The organism is Mesorhizobium sp. WSM2240 (genome assembly GCF_040438645.1).
In the GTDB taxonomy this organism is placed as follows: Bacteria; Pseudomonadota; Alphaproteobacteria; order Rhizobiales; family Rhizobiaceae; genus Allomesorhizobium.
The window spans coordinates 1961846-1976860 of record NZ_CP159253.1 but is presented as its reverse complement, the minus strand read 5'-3'; the positions used below and the strand labels follow the sequence as shown (position 1 = coordinate 1976860).

Below are 15015 nucleotides of genomic sequence, written 5' to 3'. Positions count from 1 at the left end.
GCTGCGGCACCTGACGCAGCTGCACGCGCAACATCATCAACGACCCGGCCCATGAAGCAAGTCCAGGACCTTGACGCCAACGCTGAACCCGTCCCCGTTAGCGCTGTAGATATCCTGGCGCAGAACTTGCGATGCCGCATCCTGTCGGGAGATTTCCAGCCTGGCGAATTCCTCCGCGACGCCAGGATGTGCGAAGAGCACTCGACCTCACGGCACACGTTCCCTGCGGCGGCCCAGTTGCTCGTCACACAGGGCTTGCTGCGCCAGATCCCGAACCGAGGCTTCATGCTGCCCGAATTCGGACCGGACGACATTGTCGACATCACACGGGTGCGCGGCGCCATAGAGGGCGAAGCCATTCGTTTGATCGTGCTGACCGGAGTCATTCCGCCCCTGGCGCTCGAGGCGGTCGAGGTCATGCATGCCTCGACCCTATCCTCAGACAGGTCGGCGCTGGTTACTGCGGACCGCGACTTCCATCGCGCCATCATCGCAGCGAGCGGGAGCGCCCGCCTGAAGCGAGCCTATTCGAACCTCGAAGGGGAGATCGAGCTTCTTCTTGTCCAGCGGCAGGCCTTCTACGGCACCGCCGAGGAAATGGCGCTGGAGCATGAGCGACTTGTCAAAAGTCTGAGAAGCCGCCACTTCGACACCGCCCGGGAGGCCTTCAAGGAGCACTGGGAAGATCTCCAGATCAAGCTGCTCGATCAGCGCTGACCAGCGCTCCCCACATTCGGACGGCAGAGGCTCTTCGAAGGTCTCCCAAAAAAGACAGCTGATCGCGACACAATAAGCATGAAGGGCCAGCGTTTGTGCACAAGGCAGGAGCCTAGAAATAGCCGAGGATGGATTTGACCTCGAGATACTCCAAAATGCCCTCGAGACCGTACTCGCGTCCGTTTCCGGATTGCTTGAAGCCTCCGAACGGCGCGTGGGGATCCCAGGCCGGGTAGTTGAGATGCACCTGACCGGCGCGGATGCGTGACGCGACGTCTTTGGCACGGTCCATATCTCTGCCCTGCACATGGGCCCCGAGGCCATAGACCGTGTCGTTGGCGATAGCGACTGCCTCGTCCACGGTGTCGTAGGGGATGATGCAAAGAACCGGGCCGAAGATCTCCTCCTGGGCGATGTGCATGTCAGTGCGCACCTCCGAAAAGATCGTCGGCCTAACATAGAGCCCGGCGTTCAGGCCGCCCGGACGGCCCGCGCCGCCGGTGACGAGTTTCGCGCCTTCCGAAATGGCGACGCCGATCATGGCCTGGATCCGGTCGAATTGGGCACGGTTGGCGATCGCACCATGGGTGGTGGTCTCCAAGAGAGGATCGCCGACGACGATCTCGTCCGCGGCGCGCTCGGCGATCAACTCGATCTCGGCAAGCCGCGCCCGCGGCACGATCATGCGCGTCGGCGCGCTGCACGACTGGCCGAGATTGCGGAAGCCGGCGGCTACGCCCAGAGAGACGGCGCGATCGAAGTCGGCGTCGGGCAGGATCACGTTCGGCGACTTGCCGCCGAGTTCCTGCGCGACGCGCTTCACCGTCGGCGCCGCCGCCTGCGCAACTGCGATGCCCGCGCGGGTCGAGCCGGTGATGGAGATCATATCCACATCCGGATGGGAGGCAAGCCCTGTACCCACGCCTGGCCCGTCGCCATTCACCAGGTTAAAAACACCGGCCGGGAACCCGGCTTCCTCAATCGCCTCGGCGAACAGAAGGGCGCTCAAGGGAGAAAGCTCGCTTGGCTTCAAGACGATCGTGCAGCCTGCGGCGAGCGCCGGCGCTACCTTGGCGGTGATCTGGTAGAGCGGCCAATTCCAGGGCGTGATCAGTGCGCAGACACCGACCGGTTCGCGGGTGACGGCGGTGTGGCCGCGCTGCTCGACGAAGGTGAAGGCTGTCAGGACATCGCGAGCGGTTTTCACATGGGCGATCGCCAGCGGAACCTGCGCCGTGCGCGCATAGCCGATGGCGGCCCCCATTTCGAGGGTCAGACATTGTGCGATGAGTTCACGGCGCTCCTCGAGCAGCGCCTGCAGACGATGGAGCAAGCTCGCGCGGAAATCCGGCTCGGTCAGGCCCCAGGTGGCGAATGCCCGGCGGGCCGCGGAAACGGCCGCGTCCACGTCCTCGCCATTTCCGAGCGGAAATTGCGTCAGGACCTCTTCCGTGGCCGGATTGACCACGACGCCCCTGGCGGTACCCTTTGGCTCGCGCCATTCGCCGTCGATGAAGAATGTGCCGAGGCGGCCGTTGCGAGACAGGTGCTCGAGGGGCGTGGTCATGTCACGAGGTCCTTCATCCGATAGTAGGCGCCGAGGATCGGCAAGAACCGGGGACGCCCGAAATATCCGGGGATCGCCGGCCAGCGGAACTTCTACCAGCCGCGGATCCGCTCCCACCGCGCGTCGATCTCCGGACTTCCTCCGTTGACGACGCTGTAGAAATCGTGCTGGCAGGCCATCGCGCAGGCGTGGTTTGGCAGGATCCGCACCCGGGTACCGACCCGAAGGTCTGGCATGCTCTTGGCCGAGCCGCTGCGGATCGCCAGGATGCCGTGTTCCTGGCTGGCCTGTGACACGATCACGTCTTCGAGCACGCGACCCGCCTCGTCGCATACCAAGCCGTAACCCTGATCTACCCGCTGGCTCGCGGTGCCGCGATCGCGCGAGAGCGCCATCCACCCCGCGTCGACAAGCACCCAGCCCTTCTCCGGCTTAACGCCGACCACCGTGGCCAGCACTGAAATCGCGATGTCGTCGACGGCACAGACCCCGACTCCGTGCTGGACGAGGTCGAAGAACATGTAGACACCGGCGCGCAGTTCGGTGACGCCATCGAGATTCTCGGCGAAGTGTGCAGTGGGCGTCGAGCCGAGGCTGACGATCGGACAGGCATGGCCTCGAGCGCGCAGAATTTCGGCGGCTCGCACGGTAGCCGAACGCTCGTTCTCGGCTGCCCTCACCAGAGCATCGGGCGTGCTCAAACCATAGGACTCGCCCGCATGGGCGAGGACGCCGACGAGGTGGGCGCCCGCCGCGACCACCCGGTCGGCGACCTCGATGAGCTTGGGGTCGTCCGGCTTCAGTCCACCGCGATGGTCGTCGCAATCCAGTTCGATGAACACGGATGGAGTAACGCCCGTGGCCTTGCGCACATCGGCCAGGGCATCGGCCTGTTCAACGGTATCAAGCAGCAGCTTCAGGTCGACGCCGGTGCGGCGGCAGAGCTCCGAGGCACGCAGAGCCGAGGCCGGCGACGGGCCGACCGCATAGGTCATGTCGCGATAGCCGTGGCTGGCGAAGTATTCCGCTTCGGCGATGGTCGAGACCGTGATCGGGCCGGGTTCAGTGGGGAAGACCTGTCGGGCGACGTCAATGCTCTTGGCCGTCTTCATGTGCGGGCGCAACACGACGCCCAGCGCCCTGGCGTGGTCGGCGAGCCGGTTTATGTTGCGCTCGAGCTTCCCGCGATCCAGCAGCAGCGCCGGTGTGACAAGGCCATCGATCTTTTGGACCGGTTCCAGCGATTTCGCGTTCGTTTCCATGTTCTCGATGTTCCTCATCACTAACCGAAGGACTGGTTCGCCAGGGCGTACATACAGGCCGCACCGTCCGGCATTGGTCGCCGCCCCTTGACCATGGCGGTGGCCCCACCGACCCTGACAAGGCCCAGTCTTTCCAGCCAGTTGCCCAATCCATGCTCGGCATAGACGTCGATGCGCACGAACTGGCCGTGGAGCCTCGAAAGCTGGTCTAGGATCAGGCGTTGCGCGTCTTCGGCGCTTTCGGCGGCCACTGGGCCGACAACGTAGCCGCGCCCGAACTTCCTGGCGATCGCGTAACCGGTGACCCGTCCACGGCGGTCGATCACCACCACGTCGCCCACATCGGCAAGCGCAGCGACCATCGGCCCGCGAGGCATTCCGGTGGCCCGTTCGTCGAAGGCGCGGAGTGCCGGCAGGTCCGATACCGTCGCCGGCCTGATGTCGGCGCAGGCCTTCGCGGGTACGGGGACGTTCAGTTGGCCCTGGTGCTGAAGCACGGTGCCCCACACGGTGAAGCCGCGTCGCCTGTAGAGCGTAAGCCCATCTTCGGTCGAATTGAGCAGCACGTTGCGACCTTCCGTCGCCTCAAGCAACGCGTTGAAGAGGCGCGAGCCATTGCCGCCGCCTTGCGCGGAGCGGGTGACGATGATCATCCCGGCCGAGGCATAGGCCTGCCCGTAGTTCCACCACATGGCCGACCCGATCACCTCGCCTGAACGCTCAAGGACGAGGCCCTCGCCCGCCCTGGCGGCAAACTCCCAGTCCTCGCTGCGGTAAGGCCAGCCCATTTCCTGCGACAGCTTCAGCGCGCCCGGCACATGGCGGGTCTCGAACGCGGTCAGCTCGGTCGGATCGCCGACGATGTCTATGCTAAGCCCAACGGCCATGCGCAAGACGCCTTCAATTTACCCAGAGATCGAATCTCAAGGTGGCGTCCGGCGCGCAGATTTCGCTGCTGTTTTGCCCGCTCAGATCAGCGAGATTATTCGTTTTGGGCCATTCCCCGGCATACCAAACTGCGCAAAGCGGGCGAAGTATATCCGGCACCTCGTATCGCCTCGCTTTGATCGTTTGGTGATCCGTGTCGCGCCCGCACGATTCACAATGAATGCGATCCAAGCCCTCGCAATCGCAGTCGCAACACTCCCCATCGATGAACCGCTTGTTGCTCAGGAGGTATTCGGGATGATTTACATCAGCGAAGAGGAGTCAGTCGCCCTGGTCACCCATGAACTGGCTTTCGAAGCCGTGCGGAGAGCTCTCGTTGCTGCCGCTTCGAAACAGAGCCTGGTCTTTCCCGCGGTTCTCGGGCGTGCACGGGAGGCGACCAATACCTTCTCAATCAAATCCGGTTCGTCGAACGACCTTACCGGCGTGAAAATCGGCTCCTTCTGGTCGCGCAATCCGGCACGTGGCCTTCCCCGTCACAACTCGATCATCGTGCTGCTCGACCAGGACACAGGACGCCTCGGCGCGGTGGTCGAGGCGGGCAAGGTTAATGCCTATAGGACCGCCGCCGCCGACGCGGTTGCGGCGGACCTTCTCGCGCGCCGACAAGCCAAGGTTCTGGCGATCTTCGGCGCAGGCAATCAGGCGGGTTTCGAGGTGACAGCCCTTGCTCGCATCCGCCCCATCGAGACCGTGTTGGTCGTGGCCAGTCCCTCACCACGCCGCGACGCTTTCGTAGACCGGATCGGGAACCACGGCCTGACTGCACGCGCCGTACCGGCCGAAGAAGCCGTACGCGCGGCCGACATCGTGGTGACGGCGACACCCTCGCGCCAACCGCTGTTCGATGCGACGTGGGTGAAACCCGGGACTCATATCGTGAGCATGGGTTCGGATGCCCCGGGCAAGCGCGAATTGACGAGCGAATTATTGTCGAGGGCCAGCCTGTTTTGCGACCTGCCTTCCCAGTCCATTCAAATCGGTGAGTTCCAGCATGTGCGCGAGTCAGTCGAAGCGGGCACACTCATCGTGACGCCAATCGGCGATGTGATCGAAGGCCGTGGGCCGGGACGCCGTTCCGACGAGGAGATCACCGTCTTCGACAGTTCCGGCATATCCCTACAGGATCTCTACATGGCCGAGGCGCTGATCCGCGCTAAAGCGTCCCACCGTTGATCTAGCGCACGTGGGATTTGACCGACATCTACTGCATACCTGCTTAGCCAAACGAAATCTTGCATTCTGCTTCCAGCCATCGAGCAAGATTGTGGGCTTTCCCAGACAGTTCAGTTTCTCCTGTCCATATGAGCCCGTAGTCGCTTCCGTCGGGATCGAAGCCGACCGGTGCGATGAGCCGCTCTCTATCTATGTCGTCGGTTGCGAGGACCATGGGACTGAGGACAACGCCCAACCCCGCCGATGCGGCTTCAACGATCAGAAAGTGATGGTCGTAGAAGCGAATTTCCGTTGGGCGCGGCACCGAGGGGTGGAGGGATGGTGCGCGTCAGGCCTGACTTCCGGCTGACCTTCAGATAGCGGCAATGTCCAGCTTCGAGCCGTCTACCAGACGCGACAGGCGGAACGGTGTAGGATCGACGCAAGGCGTGTCGTTTACGACGAGCTCTGCGGCCAGATGGCCAAGCCCCGGGCCCAAACCGAAGCCGTGGCCCGAGCAGCCCGCCGCGAGGACGAGGCCTTTCACCCCGTCCACCTGCGACACCACAGGCACTGCGTCCGGCGTGCAATCGACGAAGCCGCCCCAGGCGCTATCGATCTCTATATCGCCGAGTTGAGGGAAGGTTTTCCGGACACTCTCCACCACTTGGCTTACCAGCCATTTCAAGGGTGGAGGATCCAACACGCGATTCTTTTCGAAGATCCGATCGTCGCTGGTCAGGAGCGCCGGCAATGAATCCGGCCCCGAAACGAACGATTGGCCGATGCCGAGCCTGACGTTCTTCAGGCGACGCAAGAACTGCGGCATGAATTCCCGGCTATACCGAATAGCCCGGGGCGTGAATTCGAGGTTCGCCTTGCCGCTGATCGCAAGCGTATAGCTGCCGTCCAGTCGGCGCGTGATCGTGCAGTAGGGTGTGGATACCGCCTCGCCTATGTTGATTGTCGGGGTGGAACGCAGCGCGGTCTGCCGGATGCTCGCTTGGGGGAAACTGATTCCGAGCGGCCTCAAGAAGCGCGAGGACCAAGCGCCAGCGGCGCACAGCACCGCGCTGGTTCTGATGTAGCCCTTCTCCGTGTGCACGCCCGCGATCTTGCCATTGGCCAAGTCGAGCGCCCGCGCGGCGCATCCCTGGTGGATCGTGGCGCCCAGAGCTCTGGCCCCATCGGCGATAGCCGGCGCGGCGAGCGCAGGTTCGGCCTTACCGTCCCGGTCCGAATAGGTCCCGCCGACCCATTTGTCGCGCGCTTCGGGAACGCGCTCGGCCACTTCCGCCCGGTTCAGCAAGCGGGTCTCGACTTCGTACTCCCTGGCGACCTCGCGCCACCTTTCCCAGCCGGCGAGCACAGCCTCGTCGTGGGTGGCATAGACGAGACCGCAGCGTCGAAATCCAAGGTCCCGATTGATATCGCGCGTGAGCTCGTCCCACAGTCGCATGGAGATCACCGAGAGCGGCAGTTCGCGCCGATCGCGATTCTGCTGGCGGCACCAACCCCAGTTTCGGCTCGATTGTTCACAGGCGACGTGGCCCTTCTCGAGCAGAGCCACAGAGAGGCCACGCTTCGCCAAGAAATAGGCGGCCGTAGAGCCGAGGATGCCGCCGCCGACGATGACGACGTCGACCTCGGCCGGGAGACGCTCATCGCTGTGAATGCGTTCGACTCGGGGCGACATGTTCCAACCAACCTCGGCTGCCAAGAATGCGGAAGCAAAGTTCCGATCAGCCCTTCATCGCATCGTGCGTTCGAAAGAATGTGCCGAAATCATCCAGGACTTCGCCAGATATGCAGGTTTTTGATCGCTTGATCGATACGAGCTGCTCAAGCCCGATCGAGTGCCAGTTCCGCGCAGAGCGGCACCTGCTCGCGAGTGCGTCGGATCGCGCTTGAGGGTCTTGAGCCTGCGAGCGAAGTTGTAAGCGGCAACGAAGTGGCGAGGTGTTACCTGAGCTGATCGTGGCTCTCGTAGTAGAAGCGTTTGACCGTGGCGTCCTTGATCGTGCGGTTCATCCTCTCGACCGGGCCGTCAGCGGCGGGCCCGCCACCAGGCGATCTTGTCCTGCAGCGCATAGCCCTTGATGATCGCCGGCAAGAACCAGGGTTCGCCCCTATAGAAAGGGATGGAAGCTGGCGGTCGGAAGTCGAAAGCCGTGCCGGCGTCTTGCGCGCGACCCATCAGCTTGTGCGCCGCGTGCATGCCGAGCCAGGGCGCCCAGACCACGCCGGAACCGCAGAATCCGGCCGCATAGACCAGGCCATCCTTCTCGAAGATGCGGGGCAGCATGTCGCGATTCATCGCCACATTGCCGAACCAGCTGTGCGAAAGGCGAACGTTCTCCAACTCGGGAAAGAGTTCCACCAGCCCGTTGCGCAATCTGAGCGATGGCGCGGCCGGATCGCCGGTGCGGGAGCTGTCGCGTCCGCCGAGCAGGATACGCCTGCCGTCCGGCGTGGGGCGGTAGTAGAAGCCCAGTTGACGGTTCTCGCCCATCATCATCAGCTTCGGCATCAGCCGCGCCATCAATTCGGGCGCAAGTTCCTCTGTGACGATGATCCGGCTGCGCACGGGCACCAGGCGACGCCGCAGGAAGGGCGCTGCGCCATCTGTATACCCGTTCGTGCAGACCAGCACCTGCCGCGCCTGCACCGGGCCGGCCGATGTGGTGACCCGGAACCCGTCGCCTTCCCTTTTGATTGCAAAAACAGGCGTGTTCGCATGGACAGCCAGCCCGGAGGCAAGCGCCACCCGCAGAAGCTCGGCGTGGAACTTGGCCGGATGCAGTCCGCCGATGTCCATCCGGACCGTGCCGCCGCGGTAGAAGTCGGTGCCAATATAGTTGCGCTGCTCGGGATGCGGAACGGCGTAGCACTCGATCCTCAGCACCTTAGCCAATCTCTCGGCGCCGCGGGCCATTGTCTCGTACTGGTTGTATCCGAGGGCCCCCTTGAAGGCGCCAACCAGCCGGAAATCGCAGTCGAGCCCTTCGGTTTTGATGAAGTCGTACAAGAAATCGCGGGCGATCTTGCCCTCGGCCTCGATCGCCATCGCCTTCTCTTCACCGAAGCGCCGGGCGATCGCGGCGTAGTCCGGGCGGATGGTTCCACTGGTGATGCCGCCGTTGCGTGACGAGGCCCCCTCGCCGGGATTCATCGCATCAAAGGCCGCAACGGAACGCCCTTCGCGGGCCAGGACCAGCCCGGCGGACAGCCCGGCATAGCCAGCGCCGACGATTGCCACGTCGAGCCGCTTTGCCAGGGGCTGCGACGGCAGCGGCCTAACAGGTGCGGCTTCCCACCAGTAGGGCGTGTTCTTATCGGCGACTTTCTCCTGATGCACGTGCGCTACTTCCCGTTGCGTTGTTGGGATCTGCAGTGAGTCGCGTTTGCTGACGAAATCAGACACGGTCATCTCGAACATCGAGCGCGTCGCGTAGTCCGTCACCGATAAAGTTGAAGCTGGTTACGGCGATAGTGATGGCGGCGCCGGGGATGATCGCCAGCCAGGGCGCGCTCGCCAGATATTGCTGGGCCCCCTCAAGCATGTTGCCCCAGCTGGCCAGTGGCGGCTGAATCCCATATCCAAGAAAGCTGATGTAGGCCTCCAGCAGGATGGCGTGAGCGACCGTTAGAGTAGCGGCGACGATGATTGGGCCAATGGCGTTGGGAAGTATCTCGCGGAACATGATATGCGTCCCGCTCAGTCCCAGCATGCGCCCGGCCAGAACGAACTCGCGCTCGCGCAGTGAGCGGACCTCGGCCTCGACGATTCGGGCCACTTCCATCCAGCTGGTGACGGCGATGATGACGGTGACCATGGCCGGGCTCGGCTTCAGCGCCGCGGCCAAGGCCAGCAGCAGGAAGATCGACGGGAACGACAGAAAACCGTCGACCGTGCGCATCAGCGCCGCGCCGATCCAGCCGCCGCGATAGCCCGCGATTACGCCGACGAGCGTTCCGATCAGCGTCGACAGCAACATGGCGAAGAAGGCCACCGCCAGCGAGATCCTTCCCGCCATGAGCAATCTCGCTGCCAGATCGCGCCCCAGCGGGTCTGTCCCCAGATAATGGTGGCCGGTCAGCGGTGGGGAAAACCGGGCGCGCAAATCGATGTAGAGCGAATCATAGGGCAGAAGATAGGGGCCGAAGACGCATGCCAGCGTGAGAAGGGTGATCATCGCCAGCCCCAGCAGCGCCAGATGATGGCTGGTGAAACGGCGCACCGTGCGGCTGCGCCACCAGCGGCTTTGTCCTGCATTTGCGGCGAGAGCGGTCATTTTTGCTGCCTCCTGTCGGGCGTGAGGTTGTGCGCTCAACCCAGACGAATGCGGGGGTCGACGATGGCCACCGCGATATCTGCGATCAGGTTGCCCAGAACGACGAGAATGGCCGAGAACATCAGCAGTCCCATCACGACCGGGTAGTCGCTGTAGCCGAGGCTATCGAGGAACAGCCGCCCCATGCCCGGCCAGGTAAACACTGTCTCCGTCACCAGCGCGCCGGTCAGAATGCTGGGAAGTTGCACCCCTGCCAGCGTGATCATCGGCAACAGTGCATTGCCAACAACGTGCTTCATTATGACTCGGCGCTCGCTCAAACCCTTGGCGCGGGCAGTCTTGACAAAATCCTGGCTGATGGCGTCGAGGGTGGCGGTGCGCATGTAGCGGCTCCAGATCGCCACATGCACCAGCGACAGCACGACGCTCGGCAGGATCAGGTGATGCAGATAGTTCAGCACCGAACCGTCTCCGATGGTGTACATGTTGCCCGCGGGCACCCAGCCGAGCTTGAGCGAGAAGATGTAGATGCCGACGAGCCCGAACCAGAACGTCGGGATCGACAGCGCGACCATGGCACCGACCGTCGCCAAATGGTCGAACAGCGAATAGCGGTGCGTGGCGCCACGGATGCCGATCCAGGTGCCGATGGCGATGGCAATCGCGGTGGAAGTCCCCATCAGCAGCAACGTGGCGAAGAGATGCCGGCCGATAACTGATAGCACCGGCGCGCCATCGCGGAAGGAGTTGCCCCAGTCGCCCTGGAGAAGCCGCCAGATCCAGTCGAGATATTGCATCCACAGCGGTCGATTGAGCCCTAGTTGCTCTTTCAGGCGATCGAGATCGTCCTGCGTCATGCCGGGATCGAGCCCGAATTGCGCCAGTGGTCCCCCCGGTAGCAGGTTCAGGACAACGAACCCGATGACCGACACGATCAGGAGCAGGATGAGGCTCTGCGAGAGCCGGTTGAGCAGGAAGCCGCGCATTCAACTCTCCTCTTCCGAGACAACGCCTATGATTGGCCGCCGCCGCAGGGCGGCGGCGGCGTAAGTATCTCAGTCCTTCCAATGCCATCCGGCGGCATGCCAGGATGCGACGCGGGTGTTGGAATTTGCCTCGAAACCCTCCAGCCCTTCCTTGCGGCCGAACACATTGGCGTAGGCAAAGAGAGGCAGGAACGGCAGATCCTGACGAACAATTTCCTGAACGCGCAGATAGATGGCGCGCCGCTCTTCCCGATCGAAGGTGCGGGTGCCCTTGTCGAGCAGCGCATCAACCTCCGGGTTGGAGTATTGGCCTGTGTTTGAGCCCTTTCCGCCCTTCGCGACGATCGCTTTTGTGTGCAGGCGGTTGGTAACGTCGGGGTCGCCCGCGATGACATTGGTTACACCGGAGATGGCTGACTCGAACTGCGATTTGAGCCAGAAATCGCCCCACATGACGGCGGCAGGCAGGTTCGAAATGGTCATCTCCACTCCGATCTCGGCGAATGTCTGCTGCAGGAACTGCTGCGTCTGCTCGCGCAGGTGGTTGCCGGAGGTGGTGGAGTTTGCGAACGACAGACGCACCCCGTCCTTCACGCGTATTCCATCGGATCCGGGTACCCATCCGGCCTCGTCGAGGATCTGGCGCGCGCGCTCGATGTTGAACTCCTGCGCCGGCAGGTTCGGATTGTAGTAGTAGGAATTCTGCGGCATGAAGGTCTCGGTGGGGCTGTGGACCCCGTAATAAAGTCCTTCGAGGATCGCGTTCCTATCTATTGCGGCGTAGAGCGCCTGGCGAACCGCAGGGTCCTTGAATTGCGGCTTCTCAAGATTGAGATAGATCGACTCGACCGATGCTCCGCGCTCCAACATGACCACGCGATCCGGTAGTTTGCTGGCTTCCGCATAGTTGTCGGCGGTTATGAATGCCTGGTCGACAAGATCAATGTCACCGCTCTTGAACTGCGTGTAGAGCACTGTCATGTCGGGGATGTATTTGAAGACGAGCCGCTCCAAATAGGGACCCTCCCCGGCATAGTCCGTGTTCGCGACGAGTTCGATGTGATCGCCGGCGATGCGCTGCGCCCACTTGAATGCGCCAGTGCCGACAGGCGCCTGATTGAAGGCGGCGGCGTTGGGGTCGGCCTCTTTTTCGAGGATGTGCTTGGGCACCATGAAGGTTTCGGCGAGAAACGACAGGTAAGGGGCGAAAGCCTCCTCCATCCGCCAAGTGAGCTCGGTTGGAGAGACCACCTTGATATCGCGGACCAGCGAATGGCCCGCCGTGCGCCACGCGCGGAATTTCGGATTGGTGATGAGCTCAAGCGTGAACTTCACGTCGTCGGCCGTGAAGGGTTGGCCATCGTGCCAGCGAACATCATCACGCAGGCGGATGCGCCACAAAAGTCCATCCTCCGAGATGCCGCCGTTCTCCTGGCTCGGCACTTCGACCACAAGATTGGGCTGAAGAACGCCCTTGGGATCCATTCGAACGAGTGCATCAAACACCGAGAAATGCACAGCGTCGTCGCACTCGGTATGCGGCATCAATGGATTGAAGACGGTGGGTTCCTGCGAAAATCCGACAACGACGCGGCCGGTCGGGCTCGCCGACGGGGTCTGGGCGAAGGCGGGCTTGCCCAGCACGTTCGGTGCGAGGAGGCCCGCAGCTCCGCCTACTGCTAGCATCCGAAGAGCATCGCGACGCGAGTAGCTCATTCTTGGTTTGGAAGATTCGGTCATCGGAATTCCCCTTTTGCTTGATGCTGTCCTGTTTGGTTTTCACCCGTTCGCCGCAGCCGGCCGGACGGCTCCCGGCTGCTCTCCCGGAATCGCCGCCACCAGTTCCCGGGTGTAGGCCGATTGCGGGTCGAGGAAGATTTGCGAGGGTGGTCCGCGTTCAACGATCCGCCCTTTCTGCATCACCGCGATTTCGTCGCAGATCTGGCTGGCGACGCGCAGATCGTGGGTGATGAAGATCATCGATACGCCGGTCTCTCGCTGGATCTGGTCCAGAAGCTGCAGGATCTGGGCCTGGATCGACACGTCGAGCGCCGAGACCGCCTCGTCGGCGATCAGCAGCTTCGGCTTGAACATCAGCGCGCGGGCGATGCCGATGCGCTGGCGCTGCCCACCGGAAAATTCGTGCGGATAGCGGCCGAAGGCGCCGGCATCGAGCCCGACATGAGCCAACATGGCTTTCGCCTCCTCACGCGCCCGGGCATAGGGCGTCCCGTGCGCGACTGGGCCAACGGTCAGGATGTGGCCGATCGTCGAGCGCGGGTTGAGCGAGGCGAAGGGATCCTGGAAGATCATCTGGACCCGCGGCCGCAGCTGGCGGAACTCGGCTTCGGATAGCCTGGCGATGTCGCGGCCCTCGAATAGAATCCCACCGCCGTCGCTGTCCAGCAGCTTGATCAAAAGCCGGCCAAGCGACGATTTGCCCGAACCGCTTTCGCCGACAACGCCCAGCGTGCGCCCCGGCGCCAGATCGAACGATACCTCGTTCACCGCCGGGACGATCCGCTGTGAACCGAACAGCGCACTGCCGCTGCGGTAGGTTTTCACCAGGCCCTCGACCTTCAGGATCGGCTCATTGTCGGCCGGCGCCAGAGGAACGCGGTCCTCGCCGGTCAGGCGCGGGACGGCAGCGATGAGGCGTTTTGTATAGGGATGGCTGGGGGACTTCAGGACCTGCCGGGCGCTGCCCTGCTCGATAATGCGGCCCTTCTCCATCACCACGACGCTATCTGCGATCTCCGCCACCACCCCGAAGTCGTGGGTAATGAACATGACGCTCATTCCCTTGCGGCGCTGGATATCGCGGATCAGCGCCAGGATTTGCGCCTGGGTGGTCACGTCGAGCGCGGTCGTGGGCTCATCCGCGATCAGGATGGTCGGCTCGAGCGCCAGCGCCATGGCGATCATCACCCGCTGGCGCTGACCGCCCGAGAGCCGGAACGGATACTGGTGGTACATGAGTTCTGGGTCAGGCAGCCCCACCTCGGTCAGCAACTCGAGAGCGCGGTTGCGCCGGGACTTCGGGGAGCCGATGCAATGCGCCGCCATGATCTCGTCGATCTGCGCGCCCACGGTCATCAGCGGGTTCAGAGCCGAGAGTGGGTCCTGAAAGATCATCGAGACCACTCGGCCGCGCAAGCTGCGCAGCTTTTCGGGCGGCAAACCTATGATGTTCGTGCCATCCAGATGGATGGCGCCCGAGGTGACGCGGATCACCCTGGGCAGAAGCCCCATGATCGCATTGGCCGTAACGGATTTTCCCGATCCGGATTCGCCAATGATGCACAGGATCTGGCCGCGCATCAGATCGAAGGAGACGTTCTCGACCGCATGGGTCCGTTCCATGCCTTGCGGCAAGGTGACCGTGAGGTCGCGCACCGAAAGCGCCACATTGTGGGCGGCTACTGGTTGGATGCTTGCGACCATCGCGATCACCTCCCTTTTCAACGGAGTGGGTCCACCTGGTTTCGGACCGCATCGGCGCCCTTTGAGCAGAAGCACGTCACCGCAGGGGCCATGGTTTCGCCATCTGGACTCTTCGCGCCTTGGAACTGCGAGAGACGGGTTCTGCTCATTCCGGCGCTCCTAGGTTAGCCCGGCCGCAGACCGGACACTGTTCCCTTTTCTTGGAGAACTCGCCGGGGGACAAAGCCTGCCTGCCGGAAGTCCTCTGGAGCCTGCCCGCAATCAAGACGGGTTGCTCCGTTCTTTCAGCCAGTCTGGCTGTTCTGCTTCCGCAGAGTCATCGGAACTTGGCCCTCGGGCAGCAGGAACTTCTGAATGAACCGTCCAGATCGGCATTTCACTCTGCACCTGTTCCAGCCTAGAAACCGGGATCAGACCGCCGTGTCGTTCATCCGGTAGTGCGCGCCTGCCTGCATGGCGATGCCATCGAGCGGTTGGATTCGCGCGGCACACCGCAATGTCGTCCAAGGGTACTCGGACCACGGTGGACGTTGCGCGCCTCGTTCCGAAAAGCCCATGCAGATGACGCGGCTGCACGCAGTGTACTCCTGCTTGGACCCGGTGAGGTGGGAGCTTTCGCGCAACAAATGCCTGTCCTATAC

Annotated in this window: 12 protein-coding genes; 2 read left to right on the top strand and 10 right to left on the bottom strand. The window is 63.0% G+C overall.

The window, feature by feature from the left end; all coding sequences use genetic code 11:
• Positions 1-51: 51 nt before the first annotated feature.
• Positions 52-717, top strand: a complete 666-nt coding sequence (locus ABVK50_RS09455; protein ID WP_353641801.1) for a GntR family transcriptional regulator — start codon at positions 52-54, stop codon at positions 715-717.
• Between the two features lie 112 nt (positions 718-829).
• On the opposite strand, the gene ABVK50_RS09450 is transcribed toward ABVK50_RS09455, so the two are convergent.
• The 3 genes from ABVK50_RS09450 to ABVK50_RS09440 all read right to left on the bottom strand — a co-directional run bounded on the left by ABVK50_RS09450 (position 830) and on the right by ABVK50_RS09440 (position 4433).
• On the bottom strand, positions 830-2284 hold the full coding sequence (locus ABVK50_RS09450; protein WP_353641802.1) for an aldehyde dehydrogenase family protein: 1455 nt from the start codon (positions 2282-2284) through the stop codon (positions 830-832).
• A 92-nt stretch (positions 2285-2376) separates the two neighbouring features.
• Positions 2377-3546, bottom strand: coding sequence for an alanine racemase (locus tag ABVK50_RS09445; protein ID WP_353641803.1), 1170 nt, complete (start codon positions 3544-3546; stop codon positions 2377-2379).
• 20 nt (positions 3547-3566) lie between these two features.
• Complete coding sequence (locus tag ABVK50_RS09440; RefSeq protein WP_353641804.1) at positions 3567-4433, bottom strand: GNAT family N-acetyltransferase; 867 nt, start codon at positions 4431-4433, stop codon at positions 3567-3569.
• On the opposite strand from ABVK50_RS09440, the gene ABVK50_RS09435 reads away from it, so the two are divergent.
• Positions 4432-5670: an ornithine cyclodeaminase family protein gene (locus ABVK50_RS09435; RefSeq protein ID WP_353641805.1), complete on the top strand. Its 1239-nt coding sequence runs from the start codon at positions 4432-4434 to the stop codon at positions 5668-5670. The two genes, ABVK50_RS09440 and ABVK50_RS09435, sit on opposite strands and share 2 nt — an antisense overlap.
• A gap of 43 nt (positions 5671-5713) precedes the next feature.
• Here the strand turns inward: ABVK50_RS09435 and ABVK50_RS09430 are convergent, their stop codons facing one another.
• The 7 genes from ABVK50_RS09430 to ABVK50_RS09400 form a co-directional block, all read right to left on the bottom strand.
• Positions 5714-5974, bottom strand: coding sequence for a LysR substrate-binding domain-containing protein (locus ABVK50_RS09430; RefSeq protein WP_353647025.1), 261 nt, complete (start codon positions 5972-5974; stop codon positions 5714-5716).
• 48 nt (positions 5975-6022) lie between these two features.
• Positions 6023-7345 (bottom strand): FAD-binding oxidoreductase, encoded by a 1323-nt coding sequence (locus ABVK50_RS09425; protein ID WP_353641806.1) that lies wholly within the window; start codon positions 7343-7345, stop codon positions 6023-6025.
• A gap of 351 nt (positions 7346-7696) precedes the next feature.
• Positions 7697-9007, bottom strand: coding sequence for an FAD-binding oxidoreductase (locus tag ABVK50_RS09420; protein WP_353641807.1), 1311 nt, complete (start codon positions 9005-9007; stop codon positions 7697-7699).
• Positions 9008-9065: 58 nt separating this feature from the next.
• Complete coding sequence (locus ABVK50_RS09415) at positions 9066-9944, bottom strand: ABC transporter permease (protein ID WP_353641808.1); 879 nt, start codon at positions 9942-9944, stop codon at positions 9066-9068.
• 35 nt (positions 9945-9979) lie between these two features.
• Positions 9980-10930 carry an ABC transporter permease gene (locus ABVK50_RS09410; RefSeq protein ID WP_353641809.1) on the bottom strand — a complete coding sequence of 317 codons (951 nt, stop codon included), beginning with the start codon at positions 10928-10930 and terminating at the stop codon, positions 9980-9982.
• 69 nt (positions 10931-10999) lie between these two features.
• On the bottom strand, positions 11000-12670 hold the full coding sequence (locus ABVK50_RS09405) for a peptide ABC transporter substrate-binding protein (RefSeq protein WP_353641810.1): 1671 nt from the start codon (positions 12668-12670) through the stop codon (positions 11000-11002).
• Between the two features lie 39 nt (positions 12671-12709).
• Positions 12710-14374: an ABC transporter ATP-binding protein gene (locus tag ABVK50_RS09400; RefSeq protein ID WP_353641811.1), complete on the bottom strand. Its 1665-nt coding sequence runs from the start codon at positions 14372-14374 to the stop codon at positions 12710-12712.
• Between the last annotated feature and the right edge of the window lie 641 nt (positions 14375-15015).

Bases quoted from the DNA above. Each gene is read 5' to 3' on its own strand.
- ABVK50_RS09455 (WP_353641801.1), top strand. From the start codon at position 52: ATGAAGCAAGTCCAGGACCTTGACGCCAACGCTGAACCCGTCCCCGTT.
- ABVK50_RS09450 (WP_353641802.1), bottom strand. From the start codon at position 2,284: ATGACCACGCCCCTCGAGCACCTGTCTCGCAACGGCCGCCTCGGCACA.
- ABVK50_RS09445 (WP_353641803.1), bottom strand. From the start codon at position 3,546: ATGGAAACGAACGCGAAATCGCTGGAACCGGTCCAAAAGATCGATGGC.
- ABVK50_RS09435 (WP_353641805.1), top strand. From the start codon at position 4,432: ATGCGCAAGACGCCTTCAATTTACCCAGAGATCGAATCTCAAGGTGGC.
- ABVK50_RS09440 (WP_353641804.1), bottom strand. From the start codon at position 4,433: ATGGCCGTTGGGCTTAGCATAGACATCGTCGGCGATCCGACCGAGCTG.
- ABVK50_RS09425 (WP_353641806.1), bottom strand. From the start codon at position 7,345: ATGTCGCCCCGAGTCGAACGCATTCACAGCGATGAGCGTCTCCCGGCC.
- ABVK50_RS09415 (WP_353641808.1), bottom strand. From the start codon at position 9,944: ATGACCGCTCTCGCCGCAAATGCAGGACAAAGCCGCTGGTGGCGCAGC.
- ABVK50_RS09410 (WP_353641809.1), bottom strand. From the start codon at position 10,930: ATGCGCGGCTTCCTGCTCAACCGGCTCTCGCAGAGCCTCATCCTGCTC.
- ABVK50_RS09405 (WP_353641810.1), bottom strand. From the start codon at position 12,670: ATGACCGAATCTTCCAAACCAAGAATGAGCTACTCGCGTCGCGATGCT.
- ABVK50_RS09400 (WP_353641811.1), bottom strand. From the start codon at position 14,374: ATGGTCGCAAGCATCCAACCAGTAGCCGCCCACAATGTGGCGCTTTCG.